The sequence below is a fragment of the Frigoribacterium sp. Leaf44 genome (assembly GCF_001421865.1).
Lineage (GTDB): Bacteria > Actinomycetota > Actinomycetes > Actinomycetales > Microbacteriaceae > Frigoribacterium.
In genome coordinates, this window is the sequence record NZ_LMLG01000006.1 from 384,204 (window position 1) to 398,871 (window position 14,668).

The 14,668-nt window shown below is 72.1% G+C and carries 14 protein-coding genes; 8 read left to right on the forward strand and 6 right to left on the reverse strand.

Annotated elements, in window-relative coordinates:
* Positions 1 to 112: 112 nt before the first annotated feature.
* The 7 genes from ASE87_RS10335 (at position 113) to nhaA (ending at position 7,280) form a co-directional block, all read left to right on the forward strand.
* Entirely contained in the window at positions 113 to 559 is a 447-nt protein-coding gene (locus tag ASE87_RS10335; RefSeq protein WP_056228301.1) for a hypothetical protein, read from the forward strand.
* Positions 556 to 858, forward strand: a complete 303-nt coding sequence (locus ASE87_RS10340) for a transcriptional regulator (RefSeq protein WP_056228304.1) — start codon at positions 556 to 558, stop codon at positions 856 to 858. Before ASE87_RS10335 ends, ASE87_RS10340 begins: the two co-directional genes overlap by 4 nt.
* A gap of 180 nt (positions 859 to 1,038) precedes the next feature.
* Positions 1,039 to 1,734: a TetR/AcrR family transcriptional regulator gene (locus ASE87_RS10345; RefSeq protein ID WP_056228307.1), complete on the forward strand. Its 696-nt coding sequence runs from the start codon at positions 1,039 to 1,041 to the stop codon at positions 1,732 to 1,734.
* A gap of 111 nt (positions 1,735 to 1,845) precedes the next feature.
* The gene (locus ASE87_RS10350; protein ID WP_056228310.1) at positions 1,846 to 4,485 is read left to right on the forward strand and encodes an MMPL family transporter; all 2,640 of its coding nucleotides are present in this window, start codon (positions 1,846 to 1,848) and stop codon (positions 4,483 to 4,485) included.
* Positions 4,486 to 4,964: 479 nt separating this feature from the next.
* Entirely contained in the window at positions 4,965 to 5,525 is a 561-nt protein-coding gene (locus tag ASE87_RS10355) for an FBP domain-containing protein (RefSeq protein WP_369814006.1), read from the forward strand.
* Positions 5,526 to 5,683: 158 nt separating this feature from the next.
* Positions 5,684 to 5,857 carry a hypothetical protein gene (locus ASE87_RS10360; protein ID WP_156155516.1) on the forward strand — a complete coding sequence of 58 codons (174 nt, stop codon included), beginning with the start codon at positions 5,684 to 5,686 and terminating at the stop codon, positions 5,855 to 5,857.
* A gap of 73 nt (positions 5,858 to 5,930) precedes the next feature.
* Entirely contained in the window at positions 5,931 to 7,280 is a 1,350-nt protein-coding gene (gene nhaA, locus ASE87_RS10365; RefSeq protein WP_082452550.1) for a Na+/H+ antiporter NhaA, read from the forward strand.
* A gap of 154 nt (positions 7,281 to 7,434) precedes the next feature.
* On the opposite strand, the gene ASE87_RS10370 is transcribed toward nhaA, so the two are convergent.
* Positions 7,435 to 8,685, reverse strand: coding sequence for a hypothetical protein (locus ASE87_RS10370; protein ID WP_157489817.1), 1,251 nt, complete (start codon positions 8,683 to 8,685; stop codon positions 7,435 to 7,437).
* Positions 8,675 to 9,217, reverse strand: coding sequence for an RNA polymerase sigma factor (locus ASE87_RS10375; RefSeq protein ID WP_082059790.1), 543 nt, complete (start codon positions 9,215 to 9,217; stop codon positions 8,675 to 8,677). Before ASE87_RS10375 ends, ASE87_RS10370 begins: the two co-directional genes overlap by 11 nt.
* A 126-nt stretch (positions 9,218 to 9,343) precedes the next feature.
* On the opposite strand from ASE87_RS10375, the gene ASE87_RS10380 reads away from it, so the two are divergent.
* Complete coding sequence (locus ASE87_RS10380) at positions 9,344 to 9,751, forward strand: low molecular weight phosphatase family protein (protein WP_056229507.1); 408 nt, start codon at positions 9,344 to 9,346, stop codon at positions 9,749 to 9,751.
* Positions 9,752 to 9,948: 197 nt separating this feature from the next.
* Here ASE87_RS10380 and ASE87_RS10385 read toward each other — a convergent pair whose 3' ends face one another.
* The 4 genes from ASE87_RS10385 to ASE87_RS16745 form a co-directional block, all read right to left on the reverse strand.
* Complete coding sequence (locus ASE87_RS10385; RefSeq protein ID WP_056229510.1) at positions 9,949 to 10,908, reverse strand: carbohydrate ABC transporter permease; 960 nt, start codon at positions 10,906 to 10,908, stop codon at positions 9,949 to 9,951.
* A 2-nt stretch (positions 10,909 to 10,910) separates the two neighbouring features.
* Positions 10,911 to 11,870, reverse strand: coding sequence for a carbohydrate ABC transporter permease (locus ASE87_RS10390; protein ID WP_056228315.1), 960 nt, complete (start codon positions 11,868 to 11,870; stop codon positions 10,911 to 10,913).
* Positions 11,871 to 11,928: 58 nt separating this feature from the next.
* Positions 11,929 to 13,284, reverse strand: a complete 1,356-nt coding sequence (locus tag ASE87_RS10395; RefSeq protein ID WP_056228318.1) for an ABC transporter substrate-binding protein — start codon at positions 13,282 to 13,284, stop codon at positions 11,929 to 11,931.
* Between the two features lie 174 nt (positions 13,285 to 13,458).
* Positions 13,459 to 14,668 (reverse strand): beta-galactosidase trimerization domain-containing protein (locus ASE87_RS16745; protein ID WP_235472270.1); only part of this gene is annotated, 1,210 nt, incomplete at its 5' end.

A 14,668-nucleotide genomic window follows, 5' to 3' on the forward strand; every position in this document is an offset into this window, starting at 1 on the left:
TCCGCCCCCTGGGGCGGGCACCTGCTGCCCACTCGATCGAGTTCGGTGAGAAAGTACTTGCGCAACGAGAAAGTACTTTCTAGAGTGGGAGTCCTACGAGAGGACGACCACCATGACCACTGACATCACCGGCACCCCGGACTCCGCCGAGGCCCGGCGCCTGCTCGACCGGGCGGACGCCGTGGGGCGCAGCGCGACGTCGGCGGCGAGCTGGCCCGCCGTCGCCTTCCTGCTCGGCCTCGGTGCCGCCGCGTCGATGGGCACCCTCGCCATGGGGCTCACGACGGGCACCGCCTACTTCGTCGCGATGGGCGGCCTGCTCGTCTGGATCGCCGTCCTGGTCGTGGCGTTCGTCCTGCTGAGGAGGTCGGCCCGCGTCGGCTTCGGCCGGCGCTGGATGGCCTACCTCGCCGCGTTCTTCGCCTGCTACGTCGGAGCCATGCTCGTCGTCGGCTTCTCCCAGGGCCAGGACGTCGTCGGCAGTGCCGTCATGGCGGCGGTCCTCCTCGCGGTGTCGGTCGCCTGCGCGGCCGTCGAGGTGCGCGAGGCGCGACGATGACCGCGCGACCGCACCCGCGCCTCCGGCTGTCCGAGTTGCTGCACCAGCCCGTCCGCTTCTCGATGATGGCGGCGCTCGCCGCGGCCGAGGGGCTCGACTTCCGCGACCTGCGCGATGCCGTGCAGGTGACCGACTCGACGTTGAGCAAGCAGGTCAGCGCCCTCGAGGCCGCGGGCTACGTCGCCGTGACGAAGGGGTTCGTCGGCAAGCGCCCCCGGACGAGCCTGAAGCTGACCCCGTCCGGGCGCGAGGCCTGGGCCGAGCACCTCGCCACCCTCCGCGAGATCGCCGCGGGCTAGGCGTCCGGGTTCGGGGGCGTCCCGCGGCTGCGCGCCGGGGCGCCCCCTCAGCGTTCGGCCGGCAGGACGAGGAGGCGCGGCGCCGTGGGGTACGGAGGCCGCGTCCCGGCCGCGCAAGTCCCAGCGACTCCTCAGCCGCTCCGGGTGCACCGAGTGCGTCGCTGCACTTAGTGTAGGCAGGTGACCGTCAAGACCCTGGTGCCCGACCGCCGTGCCGCCCTCAAGGCGAAGCACCGTCAGGCCATCGTCGACGCCGCGGACGCGCTCATCGCCGAGCGTGGGGCGCCGCGGTTCAGCGTCGACGAGCTCGCCGAGCGAGCCGACGTCTCGCGCCGCACGGTCTTCAACCATTTCTCGTCGCTCGACGAGGTCGTCATGACGGCCTGCGCCCGCGTGCTCACCGGCGCCGTCGACGAGTTCCGGGCCGCGACCGCCGCGACGCCCGTCGGTGACGGCAGTCGTGCCTCCTTGTTCGCCGAGATCATCCAAGCCATGCAGGGCATCGACCTGCCGGCCGTCGTCTCGTACCTCTGGGGCGTCCTCGGCGACGACGGCAGCGACCCGCGGTCGCACAGCCTGATCCAGGACGTCTTCACCCGCGTCACCGAGCAGCTCTCGATCGAGATGGCCGAGCGCAGCCCCGCGACCGACCCGCTCGAGGCCGAGGTGCTGGTCAGTTCGCTGATGAACGGCATCGCCGTCGTCGCCCGGCACTGGATCACGCGGACCGGTGCGGTCGTCGACGCCGACAGCCGCGACGTCTGGGCCGACCTGCTCGACCGGATGACGACGAGCGTCCGCACCGGCTACGGGCCGCCGCCGGTGGCCACCCCTGCCGCCGCCGCCTCGACGGCGCCCGACGCGACCACCCCCTGACCCGTCGGCCGGCGTCCCCGGCCGACCCGCACCTCCTTCTCGACGACGCGACGTGAGGCCCACCCCCGCAACCCGCATCACCCCGCACCATCCCTGGAGGAACAGACACCCATGGCATCCCTGCTCTATCGACTCGGCCGGTTCTCGGCCCGGCGGGCCTGGCTCGTCATCGTGGCCTGGCTGGTCGTGCTCGGCCTCGCCGGAGGCGCCTTCGCGCTGTTCGGCGGCACGCTGACCACCGCCGTCAGCATCCCCGGCACGGCGACCCAGAAGGTCAGCGACGAACTCGCCGAGAAGTTCCCCCAGGCGAGCGGCGGCACCGGCACGGTGGTCTTCACGACCACCGACGACTCGGCCTTCACCGACCAGCAGAAGTCCGACATCGCGGCCCTGCTGACCGACGCGAAGGACCTGGACGACGTCAAGGGCACCACCGATCCCTTCGCGACCCAGCAACAGATCGACGACCAGGCCCAGAAGATCACGGACGGCCGCGCGCAGATCACCGCGGGCGAGGCCCAGATCACCTCGGGTCAGGCCCAGATCGACGCCGCGAAGGCCCAGATCACCGCCGGTCAGCAGCAGCTCGACGCCGCCAAGGCCCAGGCGCAGGCCGCCGGTGGGGCCGCCCTCGCCGCCGCCACGCCGCAGCTCGAGGCCCAGCAGGCGCAGCTCGACGCGGGCACGCAGCAGATCGCCACGCAGCAGTCCACCCTCGACGCGAGCAAGACCGAGCTCGAGACGCAGAGCACCACGCTCGAGCAGGGCGCCTCGCTGCTCGAACTGACCGACGGCATCCGCCAGGTGTCGACCGACGGCACCACGGCCGTGGCCAGCATCCAGTTCGACAAGGCCCTCAACCTCGTCACCAGCGAGAACAAAGAGGCCGTCGTCGAGGCGATGAACGACGCCGACATCGACGGCGTCGAGGTCGAGGTGTCGAACGACATCGCGGCCAGCATCCCCGAGATCCTCGGCCCGGGCGAGGTGGCCGGCGTCGTCATCGCCGCCATCGTGCTGTTCGTCATGCTCGGCACCCTGATCGGTGCCGGCCTGCCACTGATCAACGCCTTGATCGGCGTCGGCGTCGGCGTGCTCGCCTCGCTGTCGCTCTCGGGCGCCGTCGAGATGCTGTCGGTCACGCCCGTGCTGGGTGTGATGCTCGGCCTCGCGGTCGGCATCGACTACTCGCTGTTCATCCTCAACCGGCACCGCACCCAGCTGAAAGAAGGGGTGCCGCTGCACGAGTCGATCGGCCTGGCCAACGGCACCTCGGGCAACGCGGTCGTCTTCGCCGGCTCGACCGTGCTGATCGCCCTGCTCGCGCTCAACCTCACCGGCATCCCGTTCCTCGGCCTGATGGGCACCGTCGGCGCGGTCTGCGTGTTCGTGGCGATCCTGATCGCCATCACCCTCACCCCGGCGCTGCTCCGCCTCGTCGGCCTGCGCATCCTCACCAAGAAGGCTCGGAAGGCCGTCGGCAACACCGGGGCCGTCCGGGTGCCGACCAAGCCGATGAGCACCACGCGTGCCGTGCTGACCCTCGTGGCCGGCGTCGCCGTGCTGCTGATCGTCGCGATCCCCGCGCTCTCGATGCGCCTCGGCCTGCCCGCCGGGTCGTCCGAGCCGGTCGACTCGAGCGCCTACAAGGCGTACAAGCTGATCGACGAGAAGTTCGGCGCCGGCGTCAACGGCCCCCTGGTCGTCGTCGCCGACCTGCCGACCGCGATCTCGGACGACGACCTGGTCTCCGAGCAGGTGCGCATCGGCACGATCCTCAAGGACCAGGACGACGTCGCCGCGGTCGCCCCCATCGGCGCCTCGGGCGACGACACCCTGCTGGCGTTCCAGGTCGTGCCGAAGGGCGGTCCGACCGCCGAGTCGACCGAGCAACTCGTGCGCGACCTGCGCGGCCTCGACATCGACGACGTGTCGTCGCTCGGCGTGGCCGGCAACGCCTCGGGCAACATCGACGTCAGCGAGAAGCTGGCCGGAGCCCTGCCGCTCTACCTGCTCGTCGTCGTCGGGCTGTCGTTGATCATCCTGATCTTCGTGTTCCGGTCGATCCTCGTGCCGATCACCGCCACCATCGGGTTCGTGCTGTCGCTGTTCGCCGCGTTCGGCGGCGTCACCGCGGTGTTCCAGTGGGGCTGGCTCGGCCCGGTCTTCGGGGTGCACGACCCGGGGCCGATCCTGAGCTTCCTGCCGATCCTGATGGTCGGCGTGCTGTTCGGGCTCGCGATGGACTACCAACTGTTCCTGGTCAGCGGCATGCGCGAGGCCTACGCCCACGGTTCGCCGGCCCGCCTGGCCGTGCAGCGCGGCGTGCACGCCGGTCGCACGGTGGTCACGGCCGCGGCGCTGATCATGACGGCGGTCTTCTCGGGCTTCGTGTTCTCGAACTCGGTGATGATCCAGTCCATCGGCCTGGGCCTCGCCCTGGGCGTGCTGGTCGACGCGTTCGTCGTGCGCCTGCTGCTGATCCCGGCCGTGATGCACCTGCTCGGCGACGCCGCGTGGTGGCTGCCGAAGTGGCTCGACCGCATCCTGCCCGACGTCGACGTCGAGGGCGCCTCCCTCGAGCGGTCGCGGCCTCACGCCTCGGCCGGCGACGCCGCGGGCTCGGGCTCGGGCACCGGCTCGGGCTCGGGTTCGGGTGACGGGCACGTCTCGCACGTCGACCCGACCGCCCCCGTGGACGCCGTCCCCGACGGCAGCGACCCCGACCACCACGGGCGTCACGCGGGCTGACCCCGTACGTCGCACCGCCGACTGGACGTCGCACCGCCGATTTCGGCGGTGCGACGTCCAGTTCGTGGTGCCTCGGGGCCGCCACCGGCCTCGAGGACGCGACCCGCGCCTCCGGAACCGGCGAAGCGCTCCGGGTCGAACCGTCGATGCGCCGTCGAACCGCGCATCTGCATGGTTCGACGGCGCACCGGTGGTTCGACCCCGATCGCAGGAGGCGCGGCCCCGTTGCTGAGGGCGGCTCACCGCCGTAGGGTGGCCCGGTGATCATCCCGTCCGCACCTGCGACGCCCACCGGGCGTGAGGGGGTCGTCGGCGCCGCGTGCGCCGTCTGCAGGTAGTCGCGTCTCCGCAGCGGATCGACCGTCGAGGTTCGACCGCGCACCCGTGCCGCGTGGGCTGGAGCCCCGGCACGGTCCCACGAGAACACCCGGGTCGGCCGACGCGTCGACGGCGGGCAGCCGGGCGGTCGCCGACCGCTCGTGCCCGCCGACGCTGCCGCCGCCCCGGGCCCCACGACCGGAGAACCACATGATCCCCCTGACCGAGAAGACCGTCCGCGCCTCGTTCGTCAACGCGAGCCGCAAGGAAGCCACCGACCTCACCCTGCCCTCGGGTTCGCCGACCTCGACTGGACCGACCTCGAGTACCTCGGCTGGCGTGACCCCAAGCTCGCCCGCCGGGCCTACGTCGTCGTGCCGACCCTCGACGCGGACGGAGAGCCGGGCCCCGCGGTCGCCGGCGTCGTGCTGCGCCAGGCCGAGGCGTCGCCCCGTCACCGCGCCCAGTGCACGTGGTGCCAGGACGTCAGGCTGCCGGCCGACGTGCTGTTCTACGCCGCCAAGCGTGCCGGCGCGGCCGGCCGCAACGGCGACACCGTGGGCACGCTCGTCTGCGGTGGGTTCGAGTGCTCGGACAACGTGCACGTCGCACCGCCCGAGGCCTACCTCGGGTTCGACGTCGAGGCGGCCCGGCTCGAGCGCATCGCGAGCCTGCGCGTGCGGGCCGCGGGTTTCGTCGAGAACGTGCGCCGCGCCTCCTGACCGTCGCCGCGCCTCCTGACCCGACCTGTCGCACCGCCGACCGGACGTCGCACCGCCGAAACACGCGGTGCGACGTCCGGTCGGCGGTGTGTTCGGCCCGCGGAGCGCAGGAGGCGCGGGTCGGCCCGCTCACGGACCCCGGCGGTACCCTGGTGGGCATGTCGTCACCCGCCTGCCTGCCCCGCGCCCCGCGCCGGGCGCGCACGGCGCAGCAGGCGTTCCCGAAGCGGCTCGTGCTGACGAAGCGCACCTGCGGCACGAACGGCTGGATGAGCCTGTGGGGCAGCAACGCCCACGGCGAGATCGCCGGGTGTCCGCCGCCCGTGGCCTAGCACCGCTCCTCGTCGTCGACGGGTCGAGCGGACGCCCCGCCCTGCTCACCGACGCTCCCGAAGGACGACGACCTTGACCGACCGCACGCCCGCCGATCCCACTCCGGCCGCCCCGACTCCGGCCGCCCCGACTCCGGCCGCCTCCGCCGCCGACCCGACGGCCGCTCCGCCCGCCCCCGCCCACGCGCCCCACGCCGACGGCCGGGCCGCACGGCTCTCGCGCTTCCTCAGCCGCGACACGACCGGCGGCCTGCTGCTGCTCGCCGCGACCGTGCTCGCGCTCGTCCTGGCGAACAGCCCGGCCGGCTCGTTCTACTCGGCCGTGCGCGACGTGTCGTTCGGTCCCGAGGCCTTGCACCTGCACCTGAGCGTCGGCACCTGGGCGGCGGACGGCCTGCTCGCGATCTTCTTCTTCGTGGTCGGGCTCGAGCTCAAGCAGGAGTTCATCGCCGGCTCGTTGCGCGACCCCCGCGTGGCCGTGCTGCCCATCGCCGCGGCGGTCGGCGGGGTCGCGCTGCCGGCGCTGCTCTTCACGCTGGTCAACCTCGGCGCCGGGCCCGACGCGCTCCAGGGCTGGGCGATCCCCGCCGCGACCGACATCGCGTTCGCCGTCGCCGTGATCGCCGTCGTCGGCAAGCGGCTGCCCCCGGCCCTGCGCACCTTCCTGTTGACCCTCGCCGTGGTCGACGACCTGATCGCGATCACGATCATCGCGGTGTTCTACACGGCGGGCATCGCCTTCGTCCCCCTGCTGCTGGCGTTGCTGCCGCTCGCCGCGTTCGCCGTGCTCGTCCGGCGGGGCGTGCGGGCGTGGTGGCTGCTGATCCCGCTGGGCGTCGTCGCCTGGGCGCTGGTGCACGCGTCGGGGGTGCACGCCACGATCGCCGGGGTGCTGCTCGGCCTGCTCGTGCCCGCGGTGGCGACCGCCCGGGCCGGCGTCACGCACGTCGGTCCCGACGGCCACGAGGTGCGGCACCCCCTGACCCACCACTTCGCCGAGCGCTGGAGCCCGGTCTCGTCGGGCGTCGCCGTGCCGATCTTCGCCTTCTTCTCGGCCGGTGTCACCGTCGGCGGGTTCGGCGGGCTGGTCGAGTCGCTGGGCGACAGCGTCGCGATCGGCATCGTCGTGGCACTCGTCCTCGGCAAGTCGATCGGCATCACCGGGGCGTCGCTGCTCGTGACCCGCCTGCCGGGCATCCGTCTCGACCCGAGCCTGCGCTGGGGCGACGTGCTCGGGCTGTCGTTCGTGGCCGGCATCGGGTTCACCGTGTCGCTGCTCGTCGGCGAGCTCGCCTACGGCACCGGCAGCGAGCAGGACGACGTGGTCAAGGTCGGCGTCCTCGTCGGCTCGCTCGTCTCGGCCCTGATCGGCGGCACGATCCTCGCCGTGCGCGGCCGGGCCCGCGACCGCGTGGACGCCTGACGGGTCGGCCCCCGCCGAGACCCCAGGGACCCGCCGAGACCCCGGGGCGCGAGCCGGGGTCTCGGCGACTTCCCGGGGTCCGGCCGTCCTGCGTCGGCCGACCCGCGCCTCCTGCGGTCGCGTGCCTCGGTCACGGCAGCGCAGGAGGCGCGGGTCAGCTCGCGGGACGCGTCGCGACGATCGCCTCCGCGGCCGCGACGAGCTTGCCCTGCAGGTCGGCCTCGTAGGTGTTGCCCGCCCTGACCTGCAGCCACGAGCCGTCGGTCAGCACGTTGACGTAGCAGCTGCTGCCCTCGTCGTGGATGCAGACGTACTCCGCCTTCTCGGCACCCGCCACCGTGACCGGCGACCGCTCGAGCTGCGACATCGAGTCCACCGCGTCGACGGCCCAACCGCTGCCGGCCGAGAGCGTCGCGGTGACGTCGCCGATCTCCGAGATCGACGCGCCCTCGACGGAGGGCGAGGCCCAGTAGCACTGCAGCGTGCGGTCGGCGGCGAGGACGATGCCGCTCGGGTACTCGTTCTGCAGCTCTCGCGGGCCCTCGAGTCGAGGGGCGCCCACGATCTCGCCCAGGGGTACGGCCGGTGTCAGCGCCGCACAGTCGTCGACCTGCGCCCACGACGAGTCCGGTCGGGTCCACGAGGGGGCCGGCGAGAGACCGTCGAGGCGCGACACCAGGCTCGTCAGAGCGGCGGTGGTGTTCGCGGCGCGCGTCTCGACCGACACGGTCCCGGACGTCGCGTCGACGTCCGACGTCCTGAACTCGACCCACCAGGTGCCCGACACGACGGTCGCCTGGCAACCCTGCTCGGTGCAGGTCATGGCCGAGGCGTCACCGGCTCCGGTCCGCTGGGCACCACCGGCCACGAGGCCGTCGACGGCGGTGAGTCCGGCCTCGCGTCCGCTCGCCACCGAGAGGTCCACGCGGGAGTACGGCTGCTCGGTCGATCCCCACTCGCAGCCCAGCACGCCGTACTCGGACAGGCTCGCGTCCGTCGGCATCAGCAGGTCGACCCGGCCCTGGAGCGGCGCCGGGATGAACAATTCCATCCGCACGCCGCTCGCCAGCGTCGCGCAGTCGATCGGCGCCGACGGTACCGGTGCGACCACCGGCGCCACCGTCGGCGTCGGCCGCGGCGTCGCCGTCCGCGTGACGGTCGGCGTCGGAGTGGGCGTGCTCGTCGGGGTGGCCGGTGCCGCGGCCCGGAACGGCGAGGGCAGCATGCCGAGCGCCAGGGCTCCCGAGCCACCGCCGATCGCCAGCAGGGCGGCCAGCCCCAGGCCGAGGCCGAGGGTGCGGTTGCGCTTGCGGCGCGGGGATGCCGTGGTGCGTTCGAGGACGTTCTGCTTCATCGTGACGAGCATGCTGTTCAGCTCGTCTCCGGTGGGGGGCTCAGAGTTCATCGTTCATCACCGCCTTCTTCTTCAGTCGCGATCGGGTGCGCGACACGCGTTGGGTGACGGCGCCGATGCTCAGGCCGACCTGGGCGGCGGCCTCGCCGTAGGGGCGCCCCTCGATCAGGCAGAGCTCGACGATCTGCCGGTCGACCGGGCCGAGGGCGTCGATCTCGTCGCGGACCCACCGCAGCCGGTCACGCGCCTCCTCGCCGTGGTCCGGGGCGACGAGGTCGTCGGGCAGCTCGTCGGTGGCGGCGCGGGCCTGCTTGCGGCGCAGGTTCGCGGCGTGGTTGCGGCAGACGACCAACAGCCAGGGCAGCAGCGAGTCCTCGGGCAGGTCGATCTGGTCGACCTTCTTCCAGAGGGTGACGAACGTGTCCTGCACGATCTCCTCGACGTCCATCCGGGTGCCGGCCAGCGCCCACGCGTAGCGGGTCACCGTCGTGGCGTGCCGGTCGAACAAGGCCGACAGCGCCCGTTGGTCACCCCCGACCGTGCGTCTGACGAGTTCGTCGTCGCCTTCCGTGTCGTGATCCACGTCCACCCCCTTCACTAGAGGAGTGTCGCGGAACCGGCGAACCTGACACGGGACCTCCGACGGATCGGCGGGCGCCCCGTCTCGACGGCACGGGGCCCGGCCACCCGGGGCCGGTACGGTGTGCGCATGACCCCGACCCGCGCCTCCGTCCTGTTCGTCTGCCAGAAGAACGGGGGCAAGTCGCAGATGGCCGCGGGGCTGATGCGTGACCTCGCCGGCGACGAGGTGACGGTCGTGTCGGCCGGCACGACGCCCGGCACCGTCCTGAACGCGCAGTCGGTCGAGTCGCTCGCCGAGCTCGGCATCGACCTCGGCGACGAGCACCCCAAGGCCCTCACCGAGCAGATGGTGCGCGACGCCGACGTCGTCGTCGTCCTCGGGCAGGAGGCGCGGGTCGACGAGGTCCCCGGCACCCGGTTCGAGACCTGGGTCACCGACGAACCCTCCGAGCGCGGCGTCGAGGGCATGGAGCGCATGCGCCTCGTCCGCGACGACATCCGGGCCCGCGTCACCGACCTGCACGCGCGCCTCTGACGCCGAGACCCCACGAAGTCGCCGAGACCCTCGCGCGCGCCGAGGGGTCTCGGCGACTTCCCGGGGTCTCACGCACGAACGGAGGCGGTGGTGACCTCTCAACGTCACCACCGCCTCCCGGGCCGCCGCTGCCACGGCCACGGCCCACCCGCGCCGACCCCCACCGTGAACCGGGGGTCGGGCGGGAGTCGAGCCGCCTACCCCTTGACGCCGCCCGCGCTCAGGCCGGACTGCCAGAAGCGCTGCAGGAACAGGAACGCCACGACCAGCGGCAGGATCGACACGAACGACCCGGTCAGCACGGTCGAGAAGAGCACCTGGGCGCCGCCGCCGCCGGTGGCCGCCTGCTGCCACTGCGCCAGGCCGACCGTCGCCGGGAAGAGTGACGGGTCGTTCAGCATGATCAGCGGCAGGAAGTAGTTGTTCCAGGTCGAGACCAGCGCGAACAGCAGCACCGTGACGATGCCCGGCGCGAGCAGCCGCGACGCGATCGTCAGGAAGATCCGCAGCTCGCCGGCCCCGTCGATGCGGGCCGCCTCGAGCAGGCTGTCGTCGACCGCCTCGCTCGCGTAGACGCGCATCAGGTAGACGCCGAACGGGCTGACCAGCGACGGCAGGATGATCGCCCAGGGGGTGTCGACCAGGTTCGCCGCGCTGAAGAGCAGGTAGGTCGGGATCGCCAGCGCCGTCAGCGGCACCATCACCGCCCCGAGGATCAGCCCGAAGACGAACGACTTGCCCTTGAAGACGTACTTGGCCAGCGAGTAGCCGCACATCGTGGCGAGCACCGCGGCACCGACCGAGCTGACCACGGCGTAGAGCACGGTGTTGCCCATCCATTGCACGAAGATGCCGTCCTGGAACGTGAACAGCTGCGCCAGGTTGTCGCCCAGGGCGAAGGTGCGGCCGAAGGCCAGGCCGAACGTCGAGAAGATGTCGCCGTTGGTCTTGGTCGCCTGGATCGCCAGCCAGATCAGCGGCAGCAGGAAGTACGCCAGCGTGATCCAGAGGATCACGGTGAGGATCGGCGTCTTCCGCTTCGAGCGCTCGACGCGACGTCGCGGGCGGCGCCGACCCGCGCCTCCTGAGCTCTCGAGGCGGCGGACGGGGCGGTCGACCGACGTGGCCCCGGCGGTGTCGACGGGGGCGGGTGCGATCGTCACGACAGTCGCTCCTTGCGTGAGGTGGCGAGCTGCACCACGTAGCTGATGATCATGATGAGGAACCCGAGCAGGAACGCGATGGCCGCGGCGTAGTTGACGTCCTGGTTCTTGAACGCGACGTTGTACGCGTAGAGGTTCGGGGTGAAGTCCGAGCCGATGGCGTTGGGCGCGATGCTGTAGAGCAGGTTGGGTTCGTTGAAGAGCTGGAACGACCCGATCACCGAGAAGATCACGGTCAGCAGGATCGCCGAGCGGATCGCCGGGATCTTGATGCTCCACGCCACCCGCCACGGCCCGGCGCCGTCGATCTCGGCGGCCTCGTACATCTCGGTCGGCACGCTGCGCAGCGCGGCGTACAGCACGATCATGTTGTAGCCGATGAACTCCCAACTGACGATGTTCATCGTGCTGCCGAGCACGTTCTGGGGCGACAGCAGGTCGGGCGGGGTGAGCCCGACGCCGCTGATCACCTGGGCGATCAGGCCGGACTCGCGCCCGTAGAGGTAGCCCCACATCAGCGTCGCCACGACGCCGGGCACGGCGTAGGGCACGAAGATCGCGAGGCGGACGAACTTGCTGCCGGCCACCCGGCCGGTGTCGAGCGCGAGCGCGACGAAGAGGGCGATCACGAGCATGATCGGCACCTGCACGAAGAGGAACAGGGCGACCCGGCCGAGGCCGGCCCAGAAGCTCGGGTCGTTCAGCGCGCGGCTGTAGTTGGCGAGGCCCGAGAAGACCTGCCCGCCGACGAGCTGCGAGGTGAAGGTGCTCAGGTAGCCCGCGTAGCCGAGCGGCACGAGGAACATCGCCGCGAAGACGACCAGGAACGGGATCGCCAGCGCCCAGGCCGCGACGAGCTGCGGTCGGTGCAGCGAGCTCGTGCGCCGCGGGGTGGCGGGCTGACGGGACGAGGAGGCGCGGGTCGCGTCTCGACGAGGGGTGACGGAGGTGGACATGGGGCTCCTTGCCGGGCCGAGGGGTGCCGCCCGAGGGCGGGCGGCACCCCCGTGAGCGCTACTTGACGGTGAAGCCCTGCTGCTTCGCGTAGGCGGTGACGTCGTCCTGCCACGCCGTGAGGGCGGCGGAGAGGTCGGAGTGGTCGGCGATCGCCTTGCCGAGCGTGTCGTTGAAGCTCGAGTAGACGTAGTCCATGAACGGCAGCCACTGGAAGTCGGTGCTGACCGTGTCCGAGACGCCGGCGAAGAGCTCGTTGACCTTCTGGCCGCCGTAGAAGTCCGAGGCGGTGTCGGTGAAGTCGCTGCTCGACAGGGTGTCGGTCGTCGTCGGGAACAGGAACTGTTCGTTGGCGAAGGCGAGGGTCGACTCGGGGTCGCTGTTCAGGAACTTGCTGAACTCGGCCGCGGCGATCGGGTTCTGCGTGCCCGTGATGACGGCGTCGCTCGATCCGCCCCAGTTGCCCGAGACGTCCTCACCGGCCTTCCACTGCGGGATCTTCGCGGCGGTCCACTTGCCGCTCGTGTTCGCGGCCGTGCCCTGCAGGAAGACGGGTCCCCAGGCGGCGGTCTGCCAGCTGGCGTACTTGCCCGACGAGAAGCCCTGGTACCAGGCGTCGTTGAAGTCGGCGTCGGTCGAGACGAGGTCCTTGTCGATCAGGTCCTGCCAGAACGTGACGACCTTCTGCGTCTCGGTCGAGTCGAGGTCGATGCCGACGGTCTTGTCGCCGTCGTACGAGAACGGCTTGGCGCCGGCCTGCCAGAACAGCCCGACGATCTGGCCGGGGTCGTTGCCGGGCAGGTTCGAGATGTACGAGTCGGTCTTGTCCTTGATCGTCTGCGCGTCGGTCGCGAAGTCGGCCCAGGTCTCGGGGGCCTTCGTCAGCCCCGCCTGCTCGTAGATGTCCGAGCGGTAGAGGTTGCCGAGCGGGCCCGAGTCCTGCGGCACCGACCAGACGCCGGTGTCGTCCGCGACCTGGTTCCAGACCCACGGGACGTACTTCGACTCGAGGTCCGCGCCTCCGTAGGGGGTCAGGTCGACGAGGCTGCCGGTCTGACGGAACGACGGGATGTACTGGTACTCGATCTGGGCGACGTCGGGTGCGCCCTTGCCGGCCTTGAGGGCCGTCCGCAGCTTCGGGTACTGCGCGGTGCCGGTGCCCACGTTGACGACGTCGACCTTGATCTTCGGGTACTTCGCCTCGAACAGGTCGACCTCCTTCTGGACGTCGGGCACCCAGGTCCAGAAGGTGAGGGTCGTGTCGGTGTCCATGGCCTTGTCGATGTCGGCCTGCGAGACGGGCGCGGTGTCGCCACCGCCACCCGCGCCTCCGCCGGACGGGGCGCAGCCGGTCAGCACGAACGCCGACACGACGGCGAGTGACACGAGCGCCTTTGCTGTGGTCTTTCTCTTCATGGTGGTTCTTCCTCGAGGGGGTGGGGGAGTGGTGCGGGGGATCGGGTGGTGCGGGGGATCGGGTGGTGCGGGGGACGTGGTGCGGGTCGGTGGGGTGGGGTGGTGCGGGGGACGTCGTGCGGGTCGGGTGCGGCGGGGGACGTCGTGCGGGTCGGGTCGGACGGGTCGGGGCGCCTACGAGGCGTCGGCGTCGACGAGCTCGTAGACGTGGGCCGCGCGCGGGGCGAGGGTCAGGGTGGTGCCGGCGGCGACGACCTCCCGGGTCTCGAGGTCGCGCACCGCGGAGGGCGTGGTGACCGTTCCCTCGTGGGCCGACCAGTTCGACACGAACGCGAGCCCGGGGGCTCCGGCCCGTGAACCGGTGGTGACGGTGACCGTCTCGGTCGCCGCCCACGCGCTCGCCGCCGTGGCCGGCACGAGCCACCGGGCGATCGAGCGCGAGAGCTCGGGGTTGGGCACCGTCGCGACGTAGCTGACGCGTCCGGCTCCGGAGGCGCGGGTCGTCAGCATCGCGTCGGCCCCGATCTCGGTCGGCGCGGCCCGCAGCACGACGGTGGCGTCCTCGACGTGCAGGACGTCGGCCCAGCGGGTGCCGGCCGAGCCCGGCTCGAGGACGAAGGGTGCGTCGGCCGGCGACGCCGGGTCGGTGGCGGCGTCGGGGACCGCGCCCGCGCCTCCGGCGGTCGTGTCGTCGGTGCGCTCGGCCGCGCCGGCGTCCGCGACGTGGACGGCGAGGGGGGCGTCGAGGTTCGTGTACTCCTCGTACCAGACGCCCGCGGGGCCCGAGAGGCGGGCGGGCGCCGGGTCGCGGCGTGCCCGGGCGAGCTCGTCGCCGTAGGCCGTGCGGATGCCGATCACGAGGTGGCCGCCGGCCTCGGCGTAGGCGGTGAGCGCGGCGAGGGTCGCGTCGTCGACCACGTAGAGCGCCGGCACGACGAGCACGGGGTGCGTCGCGGCCGACTCGGCCGGGTCGGCGGCGAGGAACTGCGCCACGTGCTGGATGCGCACCTGCGCGCCCGCCTCGGCGAGCCCGCGGTAGTGCGCGTCGAACAGGTGGAGGTACGACTCGGGGTCGGGGCCGCCGTCGGGCAGGGCGAGCGGCGGGTAGGTCTCGAACGACCACTTGGTCTCGGTCGACCAGAGCATCAGCACGTCGGCGTCGGGTTCGAGGCCGTCGACCGCGCCGCCGACCGCCTTGAGCGTCGCGCCCAGGGCCGCGACCTCGCGGTGGATGCGACCGGGACGCTGGCTGTGCGGCAGCACGCCGCCCCAGTAGGTCTCGACGCCGAAGTGCAGCGTGTGCCAGTGCCAGTACTCGACCATGCGGGCGCCGCGCGAGACGAGCGCGAGCGCGGCCTGCTTGATCTGCCCGTCGAACGGCGGG

Coding starts and splice junctions, on each gene's coding strand:
- ASE87_RS10335 (WP_056228301.1), top strand. CDS start 113: ATGACCACTGACATCACCGGCACCCCGGACTCCGCCGAGGCCCGGCGC.
- ASE87_RS10340 (WP_056228304.1), top strand. CDS start 556: ATGACCGCGCGACCGCACCCGCGCCTCCGGCTGTCCGAGTTGCTGCAC.
- ASE87_RS10350 (WP_056228310.1), top strand. CDS start 1,846: ATGGCATCCCTGCTCTATCGACTCGGCCGGTTCTCGGCCCGGCGGGCC.
- ASE87_RS10360 (WP_156155516.1), top strand. CDS start 5,684: ATGTCGTCACCCGCCTGCCTGCCCCGCGCCCCGCGCCGGGCGCGCACG.
- ASE87_RS10370 (WP_157489817.1), bottom strand. CDS start 8,685: ATGAACTCTGAGCCCCCCACCGGAGACGAGCTGAACAGCATGCTCGTC.
- ASE87_RS10380 (WP_056229507.1), top strand. CDS start 9,344: ATGACCCCGACCCGCGCCTCCGTCCTGTTCGTCTGCCAGAAGAACGGG.
- ASE87_RS10390 (WP_056228315.1), bottom strand. CDS start 11,870: ATGTCCACCTCCGTCACCCCTCGTCGAGACGCGACCCGCGCCTCCTCG.
- ASE87_RS10395 (WP_056228318.1), bottom strand. CDS start 13,284: ATGAAGAGAAAGACCACAGCAAAGGCGCTCGTGTCACTCGCCGTCGTG.